Here is a 22,704-nt window from a genome sequence, read left to right as displayed (position 1 = left end):
CAGAAGGAGAACTTCCTATGAACCTCGCCCTGATCATCATCATCGTCGTCGCGATCGTGCTCGCGATCGTCGGCGGCCTCAACTCCGCACTGAGCTGGCTGCTGTGGGTGGCCATCATCGTCGGAGTCATCGCGCTGATCGCATTCCTGTTCAGAGTGATCAGCGGGAACCGCAACACCTGATCTGCACCACAGATGTGAAGACAGCGGATGCCGCGGCCGGAGTGGGCCGCGGCATCCGTCTGTCTTGTGGGGGCTCTCTGCGAAACTAGAGCTGCGCCTCCGCGTACACGCGGAGCGCGTCGCGGACGAACTCGGCGCCGCCGGTGCCGCCCTCGCTCGTCGCGTAGTTCGCGCCGAAGCGGGGGTCTGCCACGTACATCTCGCCGAGACCGAGCACGTAGCCCTTGATGTCTCCGCCGCCGGAGCCGGCCGCAGCGGCCGGCGTTCCCGGGATCCCGGTCAGCCACTCGACGTGGCGCTTCGCGAGCGCCTGGGCCTCGTCGCTGTCGGGGGCGATCCCGGCCTCCGCGGCCGCGATCCAATCCCGGCCGAGGTCGGCGACGCGCTGCTGCCACGCGGCCTTCTCGTCGGCGCTCATCGCGCGCCACCAGCGGTCGCTGTCGGCGTACGCCTTCTTTCCCCAGCGCTGCTCGACCTCGTCCTTGTACTGCGTGTGGTCGAAGCCGTCGAACATGTCCTCTGCCATCAGTCCTTCACCTCCTCTCAGTGCATCGATGGTGTTCTGCACCGACGCGATCTGTCGCGTCAGCCGGTCCTGCTCCTGACGGAGCCATGCCAGATGGGCCTCGAGAGCCGACTCCTCGCCGGTCTCGCGCTCGAGCACGTCGGCGATCTGAGGGAGCCCCAGTCCGAGCTCCCGCAGCAGCAGGATGCGCTGCAGCCGTACGAGCGCCGTCCGGTCGTAGTGCCGGTAGCCGTTGTGGCCGATGCTCGAGGGCGGGAGCAGCCCGATGTCGCCGTAGTGGCGGAGCGTCCGACTGGTGGTGCCCGCCAGCTTCGCGATCTGCTGGATCGACCACTCCTGCTCGTCCATGTCACTCCTCCTCTCGTGGTTCGCTCACCACGCTAAAGGTTGACGTAGCGGCAATGTCAACCTGGAAATCCACTCCACGCTTGACGCAGTCGCGATATATCGTGTTACTCTCCTGATACGCGATATATCGCGACATGGATCACCCCAGAGATACGCAGGAGAAACAGTCATGACCCTGGAGAAGTGGATCATCCACCCGGGCGAGACGCGCGTCATCGACATCGAGACCGTGCGCACGCTCAAGATCGGACTCGTCGGCGGACAGATCGACGTGATCGCCCACGACGAGCCCGGCATCCGCATCGAAGTGCACGACGTCACCGTCAAGGACCTCCGCATCGAGGTCGCCGAGGATCACGTCGAGATCGACCACCCGCAGCTGCGCTGGGACAACTTCCTCGAGGTGTTCCGCAACTTCGGTGCCGGCGGCCCCAAGGCCGAGATCAGCGTCGCGGTCCCCCGTGATGTCGCGCTGACCCTCGGAGTCGTCAGCGCCAGCGCCCTCGTCTCGGGCCTGCGCGGCGACGCGTCGCTCAACACCGTCTCGGGCGACATCATCGTCGACGGCCTCACGGGCGACCTCTCGGTCAACGCGGTGTCGGGCGACGTGCAGGTGCGCGAACTCGTCGGCGCACTGAATGCCAACAGCGTCTCGGGCGACGTCGCCGCGACGGGCACGCTGCGCAAGGCCACCATCGACACGGTGTCGGGCGCTGTGCTGGTCGACTCGACCGGCGACATCCTCTCGGTCGGCATCAACACCGTGAGCGGCAGCGCGACCGTGCGGCTCGACGAGGGCTACCCGGCCAACTACGTCATCCGCAGCGTCAGCGGCCGCGTCCAGGTCGACGGCGTCGTGCGCCGCGGCAACGGGACGGGACCGACCACGAACTACGCCGGCTCGGTCGGCGAGCTGAGCGGCAGCTTCGCCGACGTCCGCGCGCACAGCGTGTCGGGCGACATCACGGTGCTGCGCCGCGCGGCCACCCCGGTGACAGAGGCCGACGCCCCGGCAGTCGAGCCCGTCACCACGTCCGCACCCGACGCCGCTCCCGGCGCGGCCGCGGTCGACGAGTCGACCGCGCGCGAAGCGGCGGCCGGCTTCGACCGAGGAGAAGTGTGATGACTCCGGTCTTCTCGCACGGCGATCTGCGCCTGTACCTGCTGAACCTGCTCGATGAAGGGCCGCGCCACGGCTACGACATCATGCAGGCCCTGTCCGACCGCACCGGGGGCACGTACACGCCCAGCGCCGGCACCATCTACCCACGTCTGGCCAAGCTCGAAGAGGAGGGGCTCGTGACCAAGTCCGTCGAGGGCCGCAAGACCGTGTACGCGATCACCGAGGCCGGCCACGCCGAGGTGCAGTCGCGCGCGGGGGACCTCGAGGGCATCGAGGCCGGGCTGGCCGACTCGGTGCGGCTCATCGCCGACGAGGTGCGCGGAAGCGTCCGCGAGGCGATGAAGAGCCTGCGCGCCGACCTGGCTGCGGCCTCTCGCGAGGAGCGCAAGACGACGCCGCAGCCGTCCCGCGAGGACGACCCGCGCGTGCAGAGCCGCGAGCAGATGCAGCGGCTCGACGCCGCGGTCAACGAGTTCCGCGCGAACGTCCGCGGCGACGTCCGTGTGCACGTGGCGCGGGGCGGCGAGCTCGCCGCCTCCCTCGTCGACCAGGTCGCGAGCGAACTCGACCGCGTCGCCCGCGACATCACGCGCACGCTGCGCGGCTGAGCCGCGGCATCCTGCTCCGCAGTCTCCTCGGAAGCGCGAAGGGTGGTCCCGCCGTCGGCGGGACCACCCTTCTGCGTCGTGCGGCTGCCTGCTCAGGCGGGCCAGATCTCCTCGTCGTCGGGCACAGGCTCACCGAGCGGCACGATCAGGATCGAGCGGTGCTGCCGGTGCGCCAGGCGCGCGCCGACCGAGCCGGTGAAGAACTCGCGGACCGACTCGCCGAAGCCGCGCTTGCGCGTGCCGACGACGATCAACCGGGCGTCGATCTCGTCGGCGAAGTGCTTGATCGCCATCGCGGGGTCGCCGACCAGCTGGCGGACGGTCCAGTGCGGCCCGGCATCGCCGAGAACGGATGCCGCGGCATCCTGCACCTTCGCCAGCTCACCCTCGCCCGCCGCGATGTTGATGTCGATCGGCGCAGAGTGGACGTACCCGTCGGGGTCCTCGTAGGTGACGAAGCGCGTCACGTCGACGTGGACGACGACGAGCGGCGCCTGGAACAGCTTCGCGTAGCGGGCGGCCTCTTTGAGGACGCGCGGCGACTGGTCGGGGATCACTCCCGCGATCACGGCGCCGCGGAGGCTCTCGTTGCTCGTCGCATCGCCTTCGGGTTCGGATGCCTCATCGGTCATATGTCCGCACTCCTCCTACGCCGGTGGGGCCGCAGCCGCCGGGTTACCGGGGCTCCGTGTTATCCTGAATGCTACTCTTACCGGTTCGAAGCCGGATTCGTGAATGCCCGGGTTTGCGCGGCCCAGAGCCCGCAGAATAGCCCGCGACCTTAAATGAGGGGGTCTCGCATGGGGCGTGGCCGTCAGAAGGCGAAGCACACCAAGATCGCCCGTGAGCTGAAGTACGACACGTACAACGTGAACTACTCGGCACTCGAGCGCGAGCTCGGTCACCATGACGACGAGTTCGTCGACAAGTGGGCCGACCAGTACAACGACGAAGACGAGGACGAGACCTCGCCCGTCTCGTCGTCGCAGGCGTAACCGCTCGCACCGCGGTCACCGTTTCGGTGATCTGACCGATCGAGGTCTGCTGCACTCCGCCGTGCGCTTCTTGCGTGCGCGACTTCTCGCCGTGCGCTCGTGCGTGCGCGACTTCTCGCCGTGCGCTGAGTGCGCGGGCGAGCCCTGCACTCTCCGCGCTCGCGCGGAGAGTGTGCGAGCGCGGGTGGGGCCGTACGAACGCGGCCCCGACGCCGGCCACGGGATGCCTCACCAGGCGCCGTGTCGCCGCTCCCAGTCATCCTCGACGGTGTGCGGCTGCGCCGCCACGACGCCGGCGGGGATCGCCGCGGCGACCACGGCGGCGAGCACGATGAGCGGCACGGTCCACGAGTCGGTCGCATCGTGGAGGAGCCCGATGCCGACGGGGAAGAGCGCCGCGATCGCGTAGCCGCCGCTCTGCACGAAGCCGCTGAGCGCGACCGCGCCCTCGTGCGTGCGCGTGCGCAGGCCCAGGAGCACCAGGATCATGGGGAACAGCAGCGGGGCGAGGCCGAAGAGCGCGACCCACAGCCACGGGGCGACGGTCGGGACGAAGAGCAGCCCGGCGATGCCGGCGAAGCCCGTCCCGACAGCGACGCCGAACAGCACGCGCGTCGCGTGGGCCCGCGTGACCAGCAGGGGCACCGCCAGCGACGCAGGCAGGCCCATGAACCCGAACAGCGCCAGCAGCACGCCGGCCATCGCGGGCGTGACGCCCGCGATGTCGACGAGGATCGTCGGCAACCACGCGAACGCCGTGTAGGCGAGGGTGCTCGACACGGCGAAGCCCACGAGCAGCGCCCAGGCGATCGGCAACCGCCACATGCGTCCGAACACACGCGGACTCGGCTGCTCGATGTCGTCGTCCGAGGCCGCTGCAGCGCGGCTCTTCTCGGCGGCCGCGTGGCGCAGGGCCAGCCCGATCCAGGGCACGGTGGCCACCAGCGCGAAGAAGGCCCAGAGCCCCAGCGAGACGTGCCAGTCCGTGGCATCCGCGACCGGCACCGCCACGAGGGGAGGCAGGAACGTCGCGAGCGCCATCGTCGTCGAGAAGACGGTCGTCATCAGACCGACACGGTCGGGGAAGTACCGCTTCACGAGCGGCGGGAGCAGGATGTTGCCCACGCCCACGGCGGCGAAGATCAGAGCCGTGCCGGCGAGCAGCAGTCCGGCGCCCGGTGCGAGGCTGCGGACGACCAGCCCGATCGCCACGACGACCATCGCCACGACCGCCAGCCGTTCGAGCCCGAACCGCCGTTCCAGGGCCGGCGTGAGGAGTCCGAACACGGCGTAGCAGACCGGCGGTGCGGTGCCGATGAGGCCGATCACCGCTGCCGGGACGTCGAAGTCGACCGCGATGTGGTCGTACAGGGGCGACAGTGAGGCGACCGCCGAGCGCAATGAGAAGGCGAACAGCACGATGCCCACGAGGGCGAGCGCTCGCCCCTGCCAGAGGGGTCGGGACGAGGGGGAGCTCACCCAACAACCCTAGGCGGCCCGGGAAGACACAAGCTCGCGAACCCGGAGCCGGCCCCCCGACTCCCGCACGTTCGGGCAGCCATTGACATTATTACTGAGTGCACTCATACTTGAGTGAACTCGACGTCAGATCCGGCGCCGACGCACCCGACTTCGCAGGATTCCGAAGGAGACCATCATGAGCACCACGAGCAGCGACCCGGTCATCACGTCGTATGCGCAGGCACCGACCCGCACCCTCTCCGCGGGCGGGGTCACGTTCGCCTACCGCGAGCTGGGGCCGAAGGGCGGTGTCCCCGTCGTCTTCTTCGTCCATCTGGCCGCGACCCTCGATAACTGGGATCCGCGCATCGTCGATCCCATCGCGAAGGATCACCACGTCATCACCTTCGACAACCGCGGCGTCGGCGCCTCGACCGGCGAGGTGCCCGACAGCGTCGAAGCCATGGCCGATGATGCCTACTCATTCATCCGCGGACTCGGTTTCGACAAGATCGACGTCTTCGCCTTCTCGCTCGGCGGCATGGTCGCACAGGCGCTCGTCGTCGCGCACCCCGAGCTCGTGCGCAAGCTCGTCCTCACCGGCACCGGCCCCGCCGGCGGCAAGGACATCGACAAGGTGGCGGGCACCACGTACTACGACATCCTGCGCGCCACGCTGACGCGGTCCGACCCGAAGGAATTCCTCTTCTTCAACCGCAACGCCACCGGCAAGCCCGCGGCCAAGGCCTTCGTGAAGCGTCTCCAGGAGCGCACCGTCGACCGCGACGCTTCCATCACGACGAAGGCGTTCCGCACGCAGCTGAAGGCGATCAAGAGGTGGGGGCGCTCGGCGCCGGCCGACCTCTCGAAGATCACCCAGCCCACCCTCATCGCGAACGGCGACAACGACCGCATGGTGCCCTCCGTGCTCTCGGAAGACCTGCACCGCCGTATCGAGGGATCCGAGCTGGTCATCTACCGCGACTCCGGACACGGCGGCATCTTCCAGTTCCACCAGCAGTTCGCGCCCGTCGCCGTCGGCTTCCTCGCCCACTGACCGGCATCCCGAGTCACTGAGAGGAATGACCACATGAGCGCCCCCTATCAGAGGAAGCCCCTCGCGTCATCGATCCTGCTGTGGGTCCGCACCGACCAGCCGCGCCAGACCGGCATGGACTACTGGAGGGATCCGCACTCCGGGATCATCTCGGCGACCCCGGGGCTCGAGGAATACCGGCAGATCCACCTCGCCGAGCGCAATCCCGGACTCTGGCCCGAGACGCGAGGCGTCGAGACGGCGATCCCCGCAGACCGGAGGATCGACGGCGTGGCCGAGGTCACGTTCCGGTCGGTCCTCTCGCCGCTGCGGGGTCGCGCGCAGACCAGGCTGGCGTTCACAGACGAGATCAACGTCTTCCGGCGCACGCTTCTGTATGCGGGGCCGCCGTACTCCGCCCGGTGGTACGACGTGGCGGAGCCCGGCCGAAGGCCGGGTGCGCGCGCCCTCGTCTACCTGCGGAGGCGGCCGGACGTCGGCGGACGCGCCTTCCGCACGTTCGTCACCCGAGAGCTCGCGCCCGCGCTCGCCGGCACCGGCGCGCTCCGGGAGCTGCGGACCCAGACGTTCCTGCCCTGGAACGAGAAGCTCTGGGACACGCCGGACGTCGCCCACGACAACCCCTCGGATCAGCGCTTCCACGCCTCCGTCATGCTCGGCTTCGACGACCTGGGGGCCCGCGCCGCGTTCTTCGCGAGCCGCGAGGTCGACAGGCTCTCGAGCGCGCTCGCACCGCATGTCTCGGCGATCCACGCCTACGACGTGTCGGCAGCCCTGACCTACGTCAGCGGCGGCGTCATCCTGCCCCACTACCGGCAGTAGGCCGCCGTCTGCTGCCCGGCAGCAGACACCGAGACCGGGGGCCGCAGCATCCGCTGGGGCCCCCGGTTCGCGCGCTCGATCCGACGACTGTCAGCTCGGCATCCGGCTTCCGCCGATCACGACCGGCGCGGTCGCGGCCATCAGCGAGTCTCGACCTTCGGGGCGTGCAGCTCCGGGTAGAGCGCCTCGACGGGGCCGCTCAGTGCCGCCTTCGCGTGGGCGGAGATGCCGTCGGCGACGATCTCGTACGCACCCGCCTCCACGCCGTCGTAGACCTGGGCGACGAGCTCCTCGGGGAGCATCTTCGGTCCTTCCACGTGTGCCGCCATGCCGGTGTCGACGTAGCCCATGTGCACGCCGATCACGTGGACGTCGGCCGCGGCGAGCTCGACGCGCAGCGAGTTGGTGGCCGACCAGAGGGCGGCCTTGGAGGCGCTGTAGATCCCGCCCATGGCGTACCAGCTGGCGACGGAGTGAACGTCCACGAGGACGGATCCCTGCCCGGCGGCGGCGAGGATGGGTGCGAAGGCGCGGGCGACGAAGACGGGCCCGAAGAAGTTCGTCTCCATGGTCGCGCGGATGTCGGCGGCGGTGGCCGTCAGGAGGCTGGCTGTCTCCGGGAGCGCGCCGGCGTTGTTGATCAGCACCGTGACATCGCCGGCCGTCTCTGCAACCGCCTGGATTGATGCCGCGTCGGTGACGTCGAGGGCGAGCGGAACGATGCGGTCATCGTCCCAGGCGCGCGGCTGGCGGGCGGTGGCGTACACCTTGCTCGCGCCCCGCGCGAGGGCGTCGCGGACGAAGTGGGTCCCGATCCCGCCGTTGGCGCCGGTGACGAGCACGACGGCTCCGTTGAGTGAGGGCATGTTCATATTCCTTCTTCTCTGCTGAGCGAGACCGGCACCGGGGTGGTGCGGATCGTCCGTGGGACAATGAACCGAGGCTCATCCGAGTCCACACATTTCTGACTATAATCAGAACTGAAGTCAGTCAGAGTCTATTCCCGGAGGATCACGTGGCCATCGACACCCAGCCGGTCGGTCGACGCGAGCGCAACAAGCAGGACAAGCTCCAGCGCATCACCGCCGCGGCCCGCGAGCTCTTCACCGAGCACGGCGTCGACGACGTCACCACCCAGCAGGTCGCCGACAAGGCCGACATCGGCACGGGGACGCTGTTCCTGTACGCCAAGAACAAGGGCGAGCTGCTCCTGCTCGTGCAGAACTCCAGCTACGTCGACGCACTCGCCGAAGGGCGAGCCGCCGCCGAAGGCGTCGAGGATCCGCTCGAGGCTGTGATCGCGATCATCCGGGCGGTCGTCGAATGCAACCGCGTGCAGATCGACAACGGGCGCACCTATCTGCGCGAGATCGTCTTCGGCGACCCCGAAGAGCCTCACCACCGTGAAGCTCTCGCCCTCACCGTGCAGACCGAAGAGGCGGTCGCGTCCGTCCTGCAGCGCGACCGGCGCAGCACCCCCGAAGACGCGGCCACGCTCGCCCACGTGATCTCCGCCGTCATGTTCGTCAGCATGGCGGCCACCGTGAACATCGCCCTCACGGTCGACGAGATCGTGGACGACATCCGCCGTCAGGTGCGGGTGCTCCTCCACGCCTGACTCCGCACCGCCGCGCGACCGGTCAGCGTCACCGCTCGTCTGCGGGATCCAGCGTCAGCTCTCCTGCGAGCCCTCGACCCAGGCGAGGTATTCGTCGGTGACGGTGCCGGTGATGTAGCGGCCGTCGAAGCAGCTCATGTCGAGGTCCTCGACATCGGAGCCCTCGAGGATCGCCGCCTTGAGGTCCTCGACCTCCTGGTAGACGACGAAGTCGGCGCCGAGCTCATCGGCGATCTCCGGGATCGTGCGGCCGTGGGCGACGAGCTCGTGGCGCGAGGGCATGTTGATGCCGTACACGTGCGGGTAGCGCACGGGCGGCGCCGCCGAGGCGAACGTGACGCTCTTGGCCCCGGCATCCCGCGCCATCTGGATGATCTCCTTCGACGTCGTGCCGCGCACGATGGAGTCGTCGATGAGGAGCACGTTCTTACCCTTGAACTCGCTCGACATGGCGTTGAGCTTCTGGCGCACGCTCTTCTTGCGCACCGCCTGGCCGGGCATGATGAAGGTCCGGCCGACGTAGCGGTTCTTGTAGAAGCCCTCGCGGTACTCGACGCCCAGCTTGCGCGCCACCTGCATAGCCGCGGGGCGGGAGGAGTCGGGGATGGGCATGACCACGTCGATCGCCTCGCGCGGGGTGTACTTCGCGATCGTGTCGGCGAGCCGGTCGCCCATGCGCAGGCGCGCCTCGTACACCGAGATGCCGTTCATGACCGAGTCGGGACGCGCCAGGTACACGTACTCGAACGAGCACGGCACGAGCTGGGGGTCGGTGGCGCACTGCTGCGTGTGGAGGTTGCCCTCGAGGTCGATGAAGACCGCTTCGCCCGGATCGACGTCGCGCACGATCTCGAACTCGCCGTTCTCGAGCACCAGAGATTCGCTCGTGACGACCCACTCGTAGTGGCCGTCCGCGTGCTTGCGCGTGCCGAGGATGAGCGGACGGATGCCGAACGGGTCGCGGAACGCCAGCAGACCGTAGCCGGCGATCAGGGCGATGGCCGCGTACGAGCCCTCGACGCGCTCATGCACGCGACTCACCGCCTGGAACACCTGCGTCGGGTCGAGCTCGAGCCCCGAGATCGACGCCTGCAGCTCGTTCGCCAGCACGTTGACGAGCAGCTCGGTGTCGGACGACGTGTTGAGGTGGCGGCGGTCCTTGTGGAACAGCTCCTCGGTGAGCTCGCGGGTGTTGGTGAGGTTGCCGTTGTGCACGAGCACGATGCCGTAGGGCGCGTTCACGTAGAAGGGCTGGGCCTCTTCCTCGTTGGAGGCCGTGCCCTTCGTCGCGTAGCGCACGTGACCGAGGCCGATCTCGCCGAGCAGCGCCCGCATGTCGCGGGTGCGGAACGACTCGCGCACCTGGCCGCGGGTCTTGTGCTGGTGCACGACCCCGCTGCGCTCGGCGGTCGCGATGCCGGTGGAATCCTGTCCCCGGTGCTGCAGGAGCAGAAGGGCGTCGTAGATCTCCTGGTTGGCGGACCCACGGCCCACCACTCCGACGATTCCGCACATGGGTGTCGCTTGCTCCGTTGTGTCGTTCTGCCGGCTCAGTGAGCCGAGTGGTCTGCGTACGCGCCGACGAGGCGCACGGCGCCGCCGTCGACGCCCTTGGCGCCCTGCTCCCAGTGGCCGTCGGCGCGCTCTCCGCTCTGCACGATGCCCACCTGCCAGGTCGCGATGCCCTCGCGGGAGAGAGCGGATGCCGCGGCCGCCGCCTTGTCGGCGGACACGACGGCGAGGAACCCGACGCCCAGGTTCCAGGTCCCCTCGGTGGCCTCGATCTCGAGGTGTCCGAGGTCGGCGAGCACGCGGAACACCGGCGAGGGGGACCACGTCGAGCGGTCGACCTCGACCCAGGTGCCCTGCGGCAGCACGCGTGCGAGGTTGGCGGCGATGCCGCCGCCGGTGACGTGGCTGAGGGAGTGCACCGCGTCGCCGGTCTCGGCGATGAGGCGCAGCAGCGGCAGCGTGTACAGCCGCGTGGGCTCGAGCAGGGCCTCGCCCCACGTCGTGCCGAACTCGGCGGCGTTGTCGCCGTACTGGATGCCGGAGCCGGCGACGATGTGCCGCACCAGGGAGTAGCCGTTGGAGTGCAGGCCGGAGCTGGCGAGCGCGAGCACGACGTCGCCCTCTCGCACCCGCTCGGCGCCCAGCACGCGCGACGCCTCGACGACGCCGGTCGCGGCGCCCGCCACGTCGTAGTCGGCGGGCCCGAGGAGACCGGGGTGCTCGGCGGTCTCGCCGCCGACCAGGGCGGTGCCGGTCGCCGAGCAGCCGGCGGCGATGCCGCGGACGATGTCGGCGATGCGCTCGGGGAAGACCTTGCCGCACGCGATGTAATCGGTCATGAACAGCGGCTTCGCGCCGACCACGACGATGTCGTCGACGACCATGCCGACGAGGTCCTGGCCGATCGTGTCGTGCTTGTCGATGGCCTGGGCGATCGCGACCTTCGTGCCGACGCCGTCGGTGCTGGTCGCCAGCAGCGGCTTGTCGTACGCCTTGAAGGCGGTCGCATCGAAGAGCCCGGCGAACCCGCCGACTCCCCCGAGGACCTCGGGGCCGTGGGTGCGACGCACCGCGGACTTCATCAACTCGACGGCGAGGTCGCCCGCCGCCGTGTCGACGCCGGCAGCCGTGTACGGGTTCACGGGCTGTGCGGGACGGGAGGGGGCATCGCGTTCGGATGAGGCCACGGTCACCAGCCTACCGGCGGCGTGGCTGAGCGGACGCCGGGGGTCCCGGTCGTTACGCTGCGGCCGGCGGACGGATGCGCCGAATCCCGGGCATAGGGATGCGGCGCGCACGGGCGCGAGCGCGAAGGCCGGAACTAGAATGGACGGCATGGGCGGCGCCGGTGCACCGGAGTGGCTGATCCGCGAAGACGCCGGTCAGCCGGTGCTTCTTGCGCTCTATCTGCGGCAGGTGCTCGGCATCCGCTCTCCGGAGGAGCTGCCGCACCTGCGCGGGATCCCGCCGCGGGCGAACGACCGGTCGGATGAGGCTCAGGCGACTCTCGAACGGCAATGGCGACAGTACTGGGCGATGACCGTCGAGCCCCAGGCGCATCCGTCGACCGTCCCCCTCGATCTCGTGGACGGATTCGACACCGTGCTGGCACTGCCGATCGAAGGCTGCGACGAGCTGCGGGCCGCGTTCATCCCGCACGCCTCCGAGGCGCTGGCGTTCGCGCGCGCGGCGAACCAGCGGTACCGCAAGGAGGCCTCGCACAGCACGGGCACGTCGTACCGGGCGTACGCGGGCGCGATCGCGGAGCACGAGCGACAGGTCGGGCGGCGGGCGCATTCGTTCGAGCTGAACGTGCAGGTGCTGCCGTTGAGTCAGCGGGGCGTGTGGTGGATCGGATCCCTCACCGTCGCGGTCACGGACGGACTGCGGGGGGATGTCGCGGCCTTCGACACCGCCATCCACCCGATCATCGCCGAGCTGGCGTAGCGCGGCGTCAGTGCGCCGAGCCGTGGCCGTTCGTGCCGGGCTCGGGGTCGACATGCACCGACGAGTGGCCGACGGCGACCTCGTGCGTGTGACGGCGCGAACGGCGGTCGAAGATGAGCGCCACGATGCCGCCGAGCGCGAGTCCGATGGGCGCGCAGATCAGCACGAGGAACCCGAACACCTGACCCTGCGTGTACTCGACGCCGGTGTTGGGGCTGGCCTCTGCGGTGCCGTTGAAGGCGAAGGTGAGGATCATCGCGACCAGCACGCCGAGCGCCGCGCCGAGGACGAGGAACACCGAGATCTTCGGTGCACGACGTACGCGCACGGTCTCGATGTGGTCCTGGCTGTGCTCGGGCATGCGTCCATTGTCCCACTCGGCGCGCCGGATCGCGCCGGGGGATGAGAAAGGGACGGCGCCCGCGGAAGCCGCGCGGGCACCGTCCCCTTGACGGCCGACCTCACGCGGCCGTCTGGTCTCCACTGCCGCCTGCCGTCGCACGGCGGCGGGTGACCACGATCCAGACCACGGCGCCGATGCCGAGGGCCAGGGCGATCCCCCCGACCGCCCACGGCCACACGGGCGCCGCCGTCTGGTCGGCGGAGATCGCCTCGGCCTCGGTGGCCTCGGCGACCGGGGTCTCTTCCTCGACGGCGACCGGAGCGACAGCGCAGTCCGCCGCCACAGGGAGCACGGCCGACACGGGGTCGAGCACCTCGCCCGCCGCGTACGTGCCGAAGGCGGCGGCGCCTGCCTCGGTGAGCGTCGCGGGAAGCGCGTCGAGCACGAGCCCGTCGTCGGTCACCTCGAGGTCGGGCACCGAGAACTCGGCGAACCGGATGCCGGCCGCCGTGACCGGCTCGCCGGCCTGCGTCGTGCCGCTGACGTCGAACACGAGGTAGCCGGTGTCGCCCGCGAGCTCCACCCTCGCGTTCGCCAGCGTCGTGTCGAGCGCACCCTGATGCCCCGTGAAGCGGATGCTGCCGCCGTAGGTCACCAGCCCGGTGCGGGCCTCGGCATCCACCGCTCCCTTGCCGGCGCTCCAGACGAACCCGGGGTACTCGTAGGCGACGCCGGCCAGCTCCCAACCGCCCGCCGCGATGCCCTCGATGTACGTCCGGAAGCTCTCCTTGAAGCCCCAATCGAGGCTCGCCGCGTCGACGACGCAGCCGGCGGCCACCGCGGCACGCGCGAGGGTGAAGCGGATGCCGCGGTCCACGGATCCCTGGAAGGTCAACGTGTGCTCTCCGTCGGGCAGGGTCGCCGGCAGCGAGCCGGTCCACGTGGCGGTGCCCGAGGCGTCCGCTGTCACCTCGCCGAGGAGGGTCGGCGTCGAGTACACAACGACCTGGATGCCCTTCTCATCCGCCGCGAAACCCGAGGCCGACACCGTGACCGGCTCGCCCTTCCGTAGGGCGGCGAGCACGTCGTCGTCGAGTTCGATGCCCGTGGCGGCGGGCGGCGTCGCAGGAAGCGACGTCGTCCGCGTCGTGGTGGCCGATGCGGTCGCGACGGTGCCGGTCGACCCCGCGGGGGCGGCCGCGGCGACGCCGATGGTGAACGTCAACGCGTCGAGCTCTGTCGTATAGCCCTGGAACACCTGGCTGCGTCCCGACGCGGTGAGGGCCGCGGGCACGCGCGAGTAGGTGACGGTGCCGTTCGCCGTGGTGCGCACGGCGGCGGAGAGGTCGAGCGTCGCGAACGCGACTTGCGAGCCGCCGCTCGTCACGTACAGTGTCGCCGCGTCCACCGACGTGACGCGCACCTGCGGGTTGGCGATCGTGACGTCGAGCACGCCGGCGTGGCCGGCGAAGCGGACCGAGCCGTTGTACGAGACGGTGCCCGTGCCGGTCGCGGCGTCGTACGTGCTGCCGGTCGCCTGGCCGAACTGGAACACCCCGCCGGCGCGCGTCGCGCCGCCCGTGACGGCGATGCTGCCGTGCGCGATGTCACCCGTGATGTAACTCGCGAAGCTCGACGAGATCGCCCATGAGAGCGAGCCCCCGCCGGGTGCCGCCGGCGGCGGGGTCGCCGGCGTGCCGGGATCGACCGGTGGCTCAGGGTCGACCGGCGTCTCGGGGTCGGTGGGGGTCTCGGAATCGGCGAAGGAGATCGGCACCGCGTGCTCGACCGCTGCCTGAACCACCCCGCCGGCTCCGACCGAGAACACCGCGAGCGTGCCGGCCGGCAGTGCCTTCGCATCGAGCGCGGCCTTGGTCACGTCGACGGTCCACGTGGCATCGACGGTGCCGTCCCAGTTCTCGGTCCACTTCGTGGGGGCGGCGGTATTTGCCGCATCGGCCACCCATGTGCTGAACGCGTTGGTGCGAGCCGACGAGGGCGCACCGTCGGAGGGGCGCCACGTGTCGGCGAGCCAGCCCACCTGGAAGTAGAACCCGGCCCTGCCCGCCGTGTACTTCGACGCCGCCGAGCCGTCGAAGTCCTCTGCGGTGATCGTGAGGGTCTGGCCGCCGGGCTCGAGGCCCGTCGCCTGCGACACCGACAGCACGGGGGCGGCCGTCGCGAAGGAGATGGGCACCGCGAGCTCTGCCCCGGCCTGCACGACACCGCCGGCACCCACCGAGAAGACGGCGAGCGTGCCGCCTGGGATCTTCTTCGCACCCACATCCTCGGCGGTGACGGTGACGCTCCAGGTCACGTCGACGGTGCCGTCGCCGTTGTCGATCCATTTCGTGGGAGCGGCCGGATTCGCGGCGTCCGCGACCCAGGTGCTGTAGGCGTTCGTGCGAGCGGACGACGGTGCGCCTGCCGACGGGCGCCAGGTCTCGGAGATCCAGCCGACCTGGAGGTAGAAGCCCGCCTTGCCTGTCGTGTACCTCGATGCGGCGCTCGCGTCGTAGTTCTCCGCCGTGATCGTCAGCGTCTCGCCGGTGCGCGCGAGATCCGCCGTCTTCGACACCGACAGAGTGGGCACTCCGGGCTCCGGCTCGACCGGTGGAGTGGTGATCTCGTACGGCACGACAGCCGACGTCGACCCGAGGAAGGCCGCCGCGTCGGACGGCGTGAACACGGCCTTCAGCAAAGCCGTGCCGGCGGTCGGGATGCTCGCGGTGAGGGTTCCACCCACGGCGGAGGTTCCGAGGGCCTTCTCGCCGTCGAAGTACGTGATGGTTCCGGATGCCGCAGGCTCCACGCCTGCGCGGAGCGTGAAGCTCGCACCGACCGGGCTCGATCCGGCGGGGTCGACCGTCAGCGTCGTCGCTGTGGCGACGGCGGGGAGCGCCTCCCACTCGAGCGAGGTCGTCGTGTTCTGGCTCGGGTCGGCGAAGCCCTGTCCGTGCGCCTTCGAGGTGTAGACCGCGTACTGCGCACCCTCGCTGTAGGCGGGGACAGCGACCTGCACGCTGAAGCTTCCGTCCGGGGTCATGGGTGCCGTGCGGCCCATCCCGGACGAGCCGTCCGCATTGCCCGGAGCGATCCACACGACGTCGGTGATCTGCGAGGAGCCGGCATAGAAGCCGGCGAGACCCGCCCGTCCGATCCCGAGGTAGACGCCCGGCGCGGTGCCGGCGAAGCCGGAGCCCGTGACGGTGACCGTACCTCCGGCCCGGGGGGCTTCCGATGCGGAGACGGAAGGCCCGGCGGCGAAGGCGGGGACGGCGGTCAGTGCTCCTGCGACGACGAGGAGGAAGGCGAGGAGGGCGGCCAGCGGCGCCCGGCTGCGTTCGAGGAACGGCTGCGTGTTCACGGTGTTCTCCGGCGCCGGTCGCCGAAGCGCTCCGGCGCATCAATGCGATTCGGGTTGGTTACTTAGGTTTGGCTAACCTAATATCGATCCGAACGTAGGGCACTCTCCCAGCCGACGTCAAGCCTAAGGTAAGGCTCACCTAATGTTCTTCACCACCTCTCTTCGCCGCGCCCCCGCACGTCTCGTGAGCGGCATCGCCCTGCTCACGGCCGCCGTCATCCTGTCGGGCTGCGCCGCCGCCGCCGCCGAGCCCGCCCGCACGGACTGCCCCGCCGCCGACCAGCCGCTGGCGTCCCTCGCCCTGGCGGACGACCCCCGCACCGCGACCGGTCCGTCCACGGCATGCCTGGCCTCGCATGCGATCGAGCCCGTTGCCGGCGACGAGGCGCCCGAACTGCCTGTCACGGTGACGGATGCCGAAGGCCGGGAGGTCGAGGTGACCGATGTCAGCCGCATCCTGCCCGTCGACATCTCCGGCACGATCGCGGCGACGGTGTTCGGGCTCGGACTCGGAGATGCCGTGGTCGGACGCGACTCGTCGACGTCGTTCGACGGCACCGAGGACCTCCCGCTGGTGACGAAGTCGGGCCACACTCTCAACGCCGAGGCCATCCTCGAGCTCGCACCGACGGTGATGCTGACCGACACCTCGATCGGCCCGAAGGAGGTGCGCCAGCAGCTTCGCGATGCCGGCATCGCCGTCGTGGTCGTCTCGAGCGAGCGCCGGGCCGACACCGTCGCCGAACTGGTCGACGAGATCGCCTCGGCGCTCGGCGTTCCCGAGCGAGGCGACGACCTCTCGGCCCGGCTCGCCGCCGACGTCGCGGCCGCGGTGGCAGAGGTCGGCGAGGTGGCACCGGGTGCGGCATCCGATCGTCCGCGCATGCTGTTCCTCTACGTGCGGGGCAGCGCGAACGTCTACTACATCTTCGGCCGGGACTCCGGGGCGGACTCACTCATCGAGGCGGTCGGCGGCGTCGACGTCGCGAGCGAGATCGGCTGGGAGGGCATGAAGCCGATGACAGCTGAGGCGCTCGTCGCGGCGCAGCCGGACGTGCTGGTGATGATGACCGACGGTCTCGCGTCGGTCGGCGGGGTGGACGGGCTGCTCGAGCGCATTCCGGCTCTGCAGCAGACCCCTGCCGGCGCGAACCGCCGGGTGGTCGACATGGCGGATGCCGAGATCCTGAGCTTCGGACCGCGCACCGCCGACGTCATCCGCGCCCTCGCGCGAGCGGTCTACGCTCCGGTATCCGCGTCCACCGCCGCGACGCAGACCGAAGACCCTGCATCGTGACGGCCGACGTCGCGACGGCCGAGGTCGTCACCGCGGTCCCCACGACGCACCGCGGTCGCAGGTTCGCGATCGTCGTCGCGGCCCTCACCGCGGCGATCGCGCTCGTCGTCATCGTGTCGCTCGGCCTCGGCCAATTCTGGCTCGCGCCTGCCCAGGTGGCGGGCGTACTGCTGCAAGCCGTCGGCGTCGACACGTCGTGGGCGCCCGACGCGCCGATGGCGGCGGGCGTGATCCTCGACATCCGGCTCCCCCGCATCGTGCTGGGGCTGCTGGTCGGCGCCGCCCTCGCGGTCTCGGGGGTGCTGATGCAGGCCATCTTCGGCAACCCGCTCGCCGATGCGGCCGTCGTCGGCGTCTCGTCCGGCGCCGCGTTCGGCGCGGCCGCGAGCCTCACCTTCGGGCTCGCGGTGTTCGGCATGTGGACGACCCCGGCCTTCGCGTTCGCCGGCGGGCTCGTCGCGGTGTTCTCGGTCTACCTCATCAGCCGGTCCGGCGGGCGCACCGAGGTCGTCACGCTCCTGCTCACCGGCATCGCGATCAACGCGATCGCGGGCGCCGGCCTCGCGTTCCTCACGTTCCTGGGCACGACTGCGAGCCGCGAGCAGATCGTGTTCTGGCAGCTCGGCAGCCTCAACGGCGCGCTATGGCAGAACATCGCGCTCGTGGCACCGCTGGTCGCGATCGGCGTCGTGGCCGCCGTGGCCGTGGCGCGACGGCTGGACCTCTTCGCCCTCGGCGAGCGCACCGCACGCCACCTCGGCGTGCGTGTCGAGCTACTGCGCGTCACGGTGATCGTGATGGTCGCGCTTCTGGTCTGCGCGGCGGTGGCTTTCGCCGGGATCATCGGCTTCGTGGGGCTCGTCGTGCCGCACCTCATGCGCATGGCGATCGGTCCGGCGCACCTGCCGCTCGTGATCTCGAGCGCGCTCGGCGGAGCGCTGCTCATCGCCATGGCCGACCTCATCGCCCGCACGGCCGTGCCCCTCGCCGACCTGCCGATCGGCATGATCACGTCGCTGGTGGGCGGGCCGTTCTTCCTGTGGCTGCTGCTGCGAACGCGTCGCCGGGCGGGGGGCTGGGGATGAGCGGGACGGACGAACTCGCTGCACCGACAGGGCGCGCGCTCGATCCGGCCACGCGACGCCGCGGCGGACCGGACTCGGAAGTGGCGCGCGTGCCGGGCGGCGTACGGCTGGCGGCGCGAGGAGTGACCGTGACCCCGGCGGGAGCGCCGGGACCGGTGCTGGCGGACGCCGCGATCGACGTCCGCGCGGGTGAGCTCCACGCCCTGGTCGGCCCGAACGGCGCCGGCAAGTCGACGCTGTTCGGGGTGCTCGCGGGCGACATCACGCCGGATGCCGGCGACGTGAGCCTCGACGGTGCGCCGCTCGGCGGCATCCCACCCCGCGTGCTGGCGCGGCAGCGCGCGGTGCTGCTGCAGCAGAACGCCGTGTCGTTCCCGTTCACGGTCGAGCAGGTGGTGCGGATGGGGCGGGCGCCGTGGGCGCGCACGCCCGCCGAGGATGACGACGACGCCGCGGTCGCCCGGGCGCTCGAGGCCACCGACCTCGTCGGTCTCGCCGGTCGCGGCATCACATCACTGTCGGGCGGCGAGCGCGCGCGGGCCGCACTGGCGCGGGTGCTCGCGCAGACGTGCGACGTGCTGCTGCTCGACGAGCCGACCGCCGCCCTCGACCTCAAGCATCAGGAGGACGTGCTGCGGATCGCGCGCGTCCGGGCGGACGAGGGCGCGGCGGTGGCCGTCGTGCTGCACGACCTCAACGCCGCGCTCGACGTGGCCGATCGCGTGACGCTGCTGTCGCAGGGGCGCGTCGTGGCCTCGGGTGCGCCGCCCCGCGTGCTCACCGCCGCAGCCATCGAGGAGGTGTACGGGCAGCCCGTGGACGTCTTCCCCCACCCCCGCACCGGCACGCCGGTCGTGATGCCCCGGCGCTGAGCCCGCCCGGCGCACCTTCTCCGCGAGACCCCGGTGGACGGACGAGACGGCGGGGTTCACCCAGGGTCTCGTCCGTCGGCTGGGGTCTCGGCGATCGTGGGTGGCGCACGGCCGGCGCGGTCAGGGGCGCAGGGGCAGCAGGTCGGAGATGTCGGCGCGTGTGCCCGAGGCGCTGATCCGGCCGGCCGTGGCCGCATCCGCCCATCGCTCGGCGCCCGTGGCGAGCGCGATCCAGGTCGCGGGATCCGTCTCGACGACGTTCGGCGGCGTGCCGCGCGTGTGCCGCGGCCCCTCGATCACCTGCACCGCGCCGAACGGCGGCACCCGCACCTCGACGGAGTTGCCCGGCGCCTTCTCGGCGAGCAGCTGCAGCAGGTAGCGCACGGCGGTCGCGTTGTCGGTGCGGGCGGGAGGGACGGATGCCGCGGCCGCCGCCGCGACCGCGCTCAGAGCGGCGCGACCGTCGTCGGTCGAGATCTTGCGGGCCACGCCTCCACCGTACGCCGACCGCCCGAAACCCGGCCGGGCGCGTCGGTAGGCTGGAGCGCGTGAAGATCCTGGTTCTCGGCTCGGGCGCGCGGGAGCACGCCATCATCCTGGCGCTGCGGTCGGAGGAGACCGCGCACGAGATCTTCGCGGCTCCCGGCAACGCCGGCATCGGGCAGGACGCGCAGCTCGTCGCCCTCGACGTGAACGATCCCGCGGCCGTCACCGTCTTCGCCAACGAGAACAACATCGACCTCGTCGTGATCGGCCCCGAGGCGCCGCTGGTCGCCGGCGTCGCCGATGCGGTGCGTGAGCACGGCATCCCGGTCTTCGGGCCGGGCAAGGCGGCCGCGCAGCTGGAGGGATCGAAGGCGTTCGCCAAGCGCATCATGGATGCTGCCGGCGTGCCGACCGGACGCGCGAGGCGCGCCGCCAGCCGCGCCGAGGTCGAGGCCGCGTTCGACGAGCTCGGCGCCCCGCACGTCGTCAAGGCCGATGGGCTCGCCGCCGGCAAGGGCGTCATCGTCACGTCCGACCGGACAGCGGCCCTGGCCCACGCCGATCAGTACCTGCCGTCCGGTCCTGTCCTCATCGAGGAGTTCCTGGCCGGCCCCGAGGTCTCGCTCTTCTTCCTCAGCGACGGCGACCACGTCCTGCCGCTCAGCCCCGCCCAGGACTACAAGCGCCTGCTCGACGGAGACGAGGGCCCCAACACCGGCGGCATGGGCGCGTACTCGCCGCTGCCGTGGCTCGACGGCCGCTTCGGCAGCGAGCGCGAGTTCGTCGAACTCGTCACGCGCGACGTCGCCGAGCCCGTCATCCGACAGATGGATGCCGAGGGCACGCCGTTCATCGGGCTGCTCTACGCCGGCCTCATCCTGACCGACGACGGCGTGAAGGTCATCGAGTTCAACGCGCGCTTCGGCGACCCCGAGACCCAGGTCGTGCTGCCCCGTCTCGTGGATCCGCTGTCGGAGCTGCTGCTGGCCGCGGCATCCGGTCGTCTGGAAGACCTCCCCGTCCCCGCATTCGCCACCGATGTCGCCGTCACCGTGGTGCTCGCGAGCGAGGGCTACCCCGCCGCGCCGGTGACGGGCCGGGCCCTGTCGGGCCTGCGGGAAGCGGAGGCGGTGCCCGGAGTCCACCTCGCCCACGCGGCGACGGCCGAGACCGACGGCGGGCTCGTCGCCACCGGCGGTCGCGTGCTGAACGTCGTCGGCGTCGGCACGACCTTCGCCGGGGCCCGCGAGCGTGTCTACCGCGCTCTCGGCGAGATCCGGCTCGACGGCGGTCAGCACCGCACCGACATCGCCGCCCGGGTCGCCGAAGGGCTCTGACCCGCGAAGGCGCCCTGGACGCTCGGGTCAGCGCACCGGATCGGCAGTCGACAGTACGGGCTCGCGGCGCGGTTTCGCGGCGGGGCGACCGCCCGGCCGCTCCAGGCCGAGCCGACCCGCCGTCCGCGACCCGACCCCACACGGGTCGCGGACGACGCCTGAGCCGGCGCTTCGGGCGGGAGACCGACCCGTCGTCCGCGACCTGGCCCCCGGACAGGTCGCGGACGACGCCCGAGCTCACGCACCCGACCCCAGGGCCGGTCAGACCGCCTGCCGTTGCTGCAGCAGGGGGCATTCGAACGGGTCGCGCTCGCCGAGCCCGACGCGGTTGATGTAGCGCGTGACGATCCGATAGGACTCCCACAGCCCCGTCTCGGTGTACCGCACGTCATGGGCGACGCAATAGTCCCTGATCGCACCGGACGCTTTCCTCAGATGAGGACGCGGCATCGACGGGAACAGGTGGTGCTCGATCTGGTAGTTCAGCCCGCCCATCGCGACGTCGAGGAACCGGCTCCCCCGGATGTTGCGGCTCATCAGCACCTGCCGGCGCAGGAAGTCGACCTTCACCGCGGCGGGCACGAGCGGCATCCCCTTGTGGTTGGGGGCGAAGGCCATGCCCATGTAGACGCCGAAGAGGCCGAGCTGCACCGCCAGGAACACGGCGGCGATGCCGGGCGACAGGACGAAGAACACCAGGGCGAGATAGCCGCCGATGCGCAGGGCGAGGAAGACGATCTCGACGCTGCGGCGGCGCAGCGGCTCACGCGCGACGACGCGGCGCACGCTGGACGCGTGGAGCGACAGGCCTTCGAGCAGGAGGATCGGGAAGAAGAACATCCCCTGGTGGGCCATGACCCACGCCAGCGCGGGTCCGTACTGCTTCGCGCGCTGCTCCACCTGATCGGGGGTGAACGACACCACCGGCAGCTCGATGTCGGGATCGGAGCCGATCTTGTTCGGGTTCGCGTGGTGGCGGGTGTGCTTGTGCTGCCACCAGCCGTAGCTCATCCCGACCAGCAGGTTGCCGAGCACCATCGACGTCCAGTCGTTCCACCGGCCTGAGACGAAGATCTGCCGGTGCGCGGCGTCATGCCCGAGCATCGCGATCTGCGTGAACAGGATTGCGAAACCTGCGGCCGTGAAGAGCTGCCACCAGGTGTCGCCGATCAGGAGGAAGGCGACCAGGGCTGCGGCCAGCACCACCACGGCACCGATGAGCTTGGTCCAGTAGTACCCGTAGCGGCGGCGCATCAGACCGCTGCTGCCGATGATCTTCGCGAGGTCGGTGAAGTCGTTGCCCGCTCGGGGCGTTCGGGCCACCGTGGCGCGGACGCCGCCGGTGAACTGGTCGGTCATGTGCTCGTCCCCGATCCTCCGGCCGCACGCGTGCGCGGTCCGCGGATGTCGGGGTCTGGGACGTCCCTACCGGCCAGGCTACGCCGATGTCAGGCACTGCGGCAGTGCCCGGGCGGGTTCACAGGCGGGATCAGGTCTGGCGGCGGATGAAGCGCATCAGCCAGGCGATCACCGCGATGATGATGATCACGAGGCCGATCCACAGCAGGAACTTCGCCGCCTCGATGAACACGCCCAGCAGCAGCAGGACGATTCCGACGATGAGCAGGATCACTGCGAGTCCGGTCATGCTCTGATCCTGGCCCACCACCGTGCGCTCACCAATGGGTTGACAAGCCGGCACGACCGCGCAAGGTGGC

The 22,704-nt window shown here is 70.6% G+C and carries 23 protein-coding genes; 12 read left to right on the top strand and 11 right to left on the bottom strand.

All coding sequences use genetic code 11. The features are described 5' to 3' along the window. Nucleotides 1-17: 17 nt before the first annotated feature. Nucleotides 18-182, top strand: coding sequence for a hypothetical protein (locus VIP82_RS02415; RefSeq protein ID WP_194412039.1), 165 nt, complete (start codon nt 18-20; stop codon nt 180-182). Nucleotides 183-267: 85 nt separating this feature from the next. On the opposite strand, the gene VIP82_RS02410 is transcribed toward VIP82_RS02415, so the two are convergent. Next, nucleotides 268-1,056 (bottom strand): MerR family transcriptional regulator, encoded by a 789-nt coding sequence (locus VIP82_RS02410; RefSeq protein WP_331905695.1) that lies wholly within the window; start codon nt 1,054-1,056, stop codon nt 268-270. A gap of 169 nt (nt 1,057-1,225) precedes the next feature. Between VIP82_RS02410 and VIP82_RS02405 the strand changes: the two genes are divergently transcribed. Both VIP82_RS02405 and VIP82_RS02400 read left to right on the top strand, forming a co-directional pair. After that, nucleotides 1,226-2,179, top strand: coding sequence for a DUF4097 family beta strand repeat-containing protein (locus VIP82_RS02405; RefSeq protein ID WP_331905694.1), 954 nt, complete (start codon nt 1,226-1,228; stop codon nt 2,177-2,179). Beyond that, nucleotides 2,179-2,787 carry a PadR family transcriptional regulator gene (locus tag VIP82_RS02400; protein ID WP_331905693.1) on the top strand — a complete coding sequence of 203 codons (609 nt, stop codon included), beginning with the start codon at nt 2,179-2,181 and terminating at the stop codon, nt 2,785-2,787. The genes VIP82_RS02405 and VIP82_RS02400 overlap by 1 nt, the downstream gene beginning before the upstream one ends. A gap of 92 nt (nt 2,788-2,879) precedes the next feature. Here VIP82_RS02400 and VIP82_RS02395 read toward each other — a convergent pair whose 3' ends face one another. After that, a complete protein-coding gene (locus tag VIP82_RS02395; RefSeq protein ID WP_331905692.1) occupies nt 2,880-3,419 on the bottom strand; it encodes a universal stress protein in 540 nt (179 codons plus the stop codon). A 168-nt stretch (nt 3,420-3,587) separates the two neighbouring features. On the opposite strand from VIP82_RS02395, the gene VIP82_RS02390 reads away from it, so the two are divergent. Beyond that, complete coding sequence (locus VIP82_RS02390) at nt 3,588-3,782, top strand: DUF3073 domain-containing protein (protein ID WP_163616007.1); 195 nt, start codon at nt 3,588-3,590, stop codon at nt 3,780-3,782. Nucleotides 3,783-4,010: 228 nt separating this feature from the next. On the opposite strand, the gene VIP82_RS02385 is transcribed toward VIP82_RS02390, so the two are convergent. After that, nucleotides 4,011-5,261 (bottom strand): MFS transporter, encoded by a 1,251-nt coding sequence (locus tag VIP82_RS02385; RefSeq protein ID WP_331905691.1) that lies wholly within the window; start codon nt 5,259-5,261, stop codon nt 4,011-4,013. Nucleotides 5,262-5,439: 178 nt separating this feature from the next. Between VIP82_RS02385 and VIP82_RS02380 the strand changes: the two genes are divergently transcribed. Together VIP82_RS02380 and VIP82_RS02375 are read left to right on the top strand one after the other, a co-directional pair. Continuing rightward, on the top strand, nt 5,440-6,300 hold the full coding sequence (locus tag VIP82_RS02380) for an alpha/beta fold hydrolase (RefSeq protein ID WP_331905690.1): 861 nt from the start codon (nt 5,440-5,442) through the stop codon (nt 6,298-6,300). 33 nt (nt 6,301-6,333) lie between these two features. After that, nucleotides 6,334-7,122 carry a strictosidine synthase gene (locus VIP82_RS02375; protein ID WP_331905689.1) on the top strand — a complete coding sequence of 263 codons (789 nt, stop codon included), beginning with the start codon at nt 6,334-6,336 and terminating at the stop codon, nt 7,120-7,122. Nucleotides 7,123-7,262: 140 nt separating this feature from the next. On the opposite strand, the gene VIP82_RS02370 is transcribed toward VIP82_RS02375, so the two are convergent. Then, on the bottom strand, nt 7,263-7,988 hold the full coding sequence (locus tag VIP82_RS02370) for an SDR family oxidoreductase (RefSeq protein ID WP_331905688.1): 726 nt from the start codon (nt 7,986-7,988) through the stop codon (nt 7,263-7,265). A gap of 149 nt (nt 7,989-8,137) precedes the next feature. Between VIP82_RS02370 and VIP82_RS02365 the strand changes: the two genes are divergently transcribed. Beyond that, complete coding sequence (locus VIP82_RS02365; RefSeq protein ID WP_331905687.1) at nt 8,138-8,740, top strand: TetR/AcrR family transcriptional regulator; 603 nt, start codon at nt 8,138-8,140, stop codon at nt 8,738-8,740. Nucleotides 8,741-8,794: 54 nt separating this feature from the next. Here VIP82_RS02365 and purF read toward each other — a convergent pair whose 3' ends face one another. Further along, nucleotides 8,795-10,255, bottom strand: a complete 1,461-nt coding sequence (gene purF, locus VIP82_RS02360; RefSeq protein WP_331905686.1) for an amidophosphoribosyltransferase — start codon at nt 10,253-10,255, stop codon at nt 8,795-8,797. Between the two features lie 35 nt (nt 10,256-10,290). Continuing rightward, a complete protein-coding gene (gene purM, locus VIP82_RS02355; RefSeq protein ID WP_331905685.1) occupies nt 10,291-11,439 on the bottom strand; it encodes a phosphoribosylformylglycinamidine cyclo-ligase in 1,149 nt (382 codons plus the stop codon). Between the two features lie 148 nt (nt 11,440-11,587). On the opposite strand from purM, the gene VIP82_RS02350 reads away from it, so the two are divergent. Further along, nucleotides 11,588-12,199 carry a zinc-binding alcohol dehydrogenase gene (locus VIP82_RS02350; protein ID WP_331905684.1) on the top strand — a complete coding sequence of 204 codons (612 nt, stop codon included), beginning with the start codon at nt 11,588-11,590 and terminating at the stop codon, nt 12,197-12,199. 7 nt (nt 12,200-12,206) lie between these two features. Here VIP82_RS02350 and VIP82_RS02345 read toward each other — a convergent pair whose 3' ends face one another. Both VIP82_RS02345 and VIP82_RS02340 read right to left on the bottom strand, forming a co-directional pair. Continuing rightward, on the bottom strand, nt 12,207-12,560 hold the full coding sequence (locus VIP82_RS02345; RefSeq protein ID WP_308866171.1) for a potassium transporter Trk: 354 nt from the start codon (nt 12,558-12,560) through the stop codon (nt 12,207-12,209). Between the two features lie 100 nt (nt 12,561-12,660). After that, a complete protein-coding gene (locus VIP82_RS02340; protein ID WP_331905683.1) occupies nt 12,661-15,909 on the bottom strand; it encodes an HtaA domain-containing protein in 3,249 nt (1,082 codons plus the stop codon). 142 nt (nt 15,910-16,051) lie between these two features. Here VIP82_RS02340 and VIP82_RS02335 point away from each other — a divergent pair, with 142 nt between their 5' ends. The 3 genes from VIP82_RS02335 to VIP82_RS02325 all read left to right on the top strand — a co-directional run bounded on the left by VIP82_RS02335 (nt 16,052) and on the right by VIP82_RS02325 (nt 19,163). After that, entirely contained in the window at nt 16,052-17,206 is a 1,155-nt protein-coding gene (locus VIP82_RS02335; protein WP_331905682.1) for a heme/hemin ABC transporter substrate-binding protein, read from the top strand. After that, complete coding sequence (locus VIP82_RS02330; protein WP_414684605.1) at nt 17,203-18,291, top strand: FecCD family ABC transporter permease; 1,089 nt, start codon at nt 17,203-17,205, stop codon at nt 18,289-18,291. The genes VIP82_RS02335 and VIP82_RS02330 overlap by 4 nt, the downstream gene beginning before the upstream one ends. A gap of 128 nt (nt 18,292-18,419) precedes the next feature. Further along, complete coding sequence (locus tag VIP82_RS02325) at nt 18,420-19,163, top strand: heme ABC transporter ATP-binding protein (protein WP_331905681.1); 744 nt, start codon at nt 18,420-18,422, stop codon at nt 19,161-19,163. Between the two features lie 120 nt (nt 19,164-19,283). On the opposite strand, the gene VIP82_RS02320 is transcribed toward VIP82_RS02325, so the two are convergent. Further along, entirely contained in the window at nt 19,284-19,652 is a 369-nt protein-coding gene (locus tag VIP82_RS02320; protein ID WP_331905680.1) for a sterol carrier family protein, read from the bottom strand. Nucleotides 19,653-19,711: 59 nt separating this feature from the next. Between VIP82_RS02320 and purD the strand changes: the two genes are divergently transcribed. Further along, nucleotides 19,712-20,986: a phosphoribosylamine--glycine ligase gene (gene purD / locus VIP82_RS02315; protein ID WP_331905679.1), complete on the top strand. Its 1,275-nt coding sequence runs from the start codon at nt 19,712-19,714 to the stop codon at nt 20,984-20,986. 261 nt (nt 20,987-21,247) lie between these two features. On the opposite strand, the gene VIP82_RS02310 is transcribed toward purD, so the two are convergent. Then, nucleotides 21,248-22,345 carry a fatty acid desaturase family protein gene (locus VIP82_RS02310; RefSeq protein ID WP_331905678.1) on the bottom strand — a complete coding sequence of 366 codons (1,098 nt, stop codon included), beginning with the start codon at nt 22,343-22,345 and terminating at the stop codon, nt 21,248-21,250. A 130-nt stretch (nt 22,346-22,475) separates the two neighbouring features. Further along, the gene (locus VIP82_RS02305; protein WP_308866175.1) at nt 22,476-22,634 is read right to left on the bottom strand and encodes a hypothetical protein; all 159 of its coding nucleotides are present in this window, start codon (nt 22,632-22,634) and stop codon (nt 22,476-22,478) included. Between the last annotated feature and the right edge of the window lie 70 nt (nt 22,635-22,704).

The sequence above is a fragment of the Microbacterium sp. genome, assembly GCF_036566905.1.
In the GTDB taxonomy this organism is placed as follows: domain Bacteria; phylum Actinomycetota; class Actinomycetes; order Actinomycetales; family Microbacteriaceae; genus Microbacterium.
This window is presented reverse-complemented; position numbering and strand designations above follow the sequence as displayed.

Coding starts and splice junctions, on each gene's coding strand:
- VIP82_RS02350 (WP_331905684.1), top strand. CDS start 11,588: ATGGGCGGCGCCGGTGCACCGGAGTGGCTGATCCGCGAAGACGCCGGT.
- VIP82_RS02305 (WP_308866175.1), bottom strand. CDS start 22,634: ATGACCGGACTCGCAGTGATCCTGCTCATCGTCGGAATCGTCCTGCTG.
- VIP82_RS02380 (WP_331905690.1), top strand. CDS start 5,440: ATGAGCACCACGAGCAGCGACCCGGTCATCACGTCGTATGCGCAGGCA.
- VIP82_RS02370 (WP_331905688.1), bottom strand. CDS start 7,988: ATGCCCTCACTCAACGGAGCCGTCGTGCTCGTCACCGGCGCCAACGGC.
- VIP82_RS02400 (WP_331905693.1), top strand. CDS start 2,179: ATGACTCCGGTCTTCTCGCACGGCGATCTGCGCCTGTACCTGCTGAAC.
- VIP82_RS02415 (WP_194412039.1), top strand. CDS start 18: ATGAACCTCGCCCTGATCATCATCATCGTCGTCGCGATCGTGCTCGCG.
- VIP82_RS02335 (WP_331905682.1), top strand. CDS start 16,052: ATGTTCTTCACCACCTCTCTTCGCCGCGCCCCCGCACGTCTCGTGAGC.
- VIP82_RS02375 (WP_331905689.1), top strand. CDS start 6,334: ATGAGCGCCCCCTATCAGAGGAAGCCCCTCGCGTCATCGATCCTGCTG.
- VIP82_RS02390 (WP_163616007.1), top strand. CDS start 3,588: ATGGGGCGTGGCCGTCAGAAGGCGAAGCACACCAAGATCGCCCGTGAG.
- VIP82_RS02410 (WP_331905695.1), bottom strand. CDS start 1,056: ATGGACGAGCAGGAGTGGTCGATCCAGCAGATCGCGAAGCTGGCGGGC.
- VIP82_RS02395 (WP_331905692.1), bottom strand. CDS start 3,419: ATGACCGATGAGGCATCCGAACCCGAAGGCGATGCGACGAGCAACGAG.
- VIP82_RS02310 (WP_331905678.1), bottom strand. CDS start 22,345: ATGACCGACCAGTTCACCGGCGGCGTCCGCGCCACGGTGGCCCGAACG.
- VIP82_RS02345 (WP_308866171.1), bottom strand. CDS start 12,560: ATGCCCGAGCACAGCCAGGACCACATCGAGACCGTGCGCGTACGTCGT.
- purF (WP_331905686.1), bottom strand. CDS start 10,255: ATGTGCGGAATCGTCGGAGTGGTGGGCCGTGGGTCCGCCAACCAGGAG.
- VIP82_RS02405 (WP_331905694.1), top strand. CDS start 1,226: ATGACCCTGGAGAAGTGGATCATCCACCCGGGCGAGACGCGCGTCATC.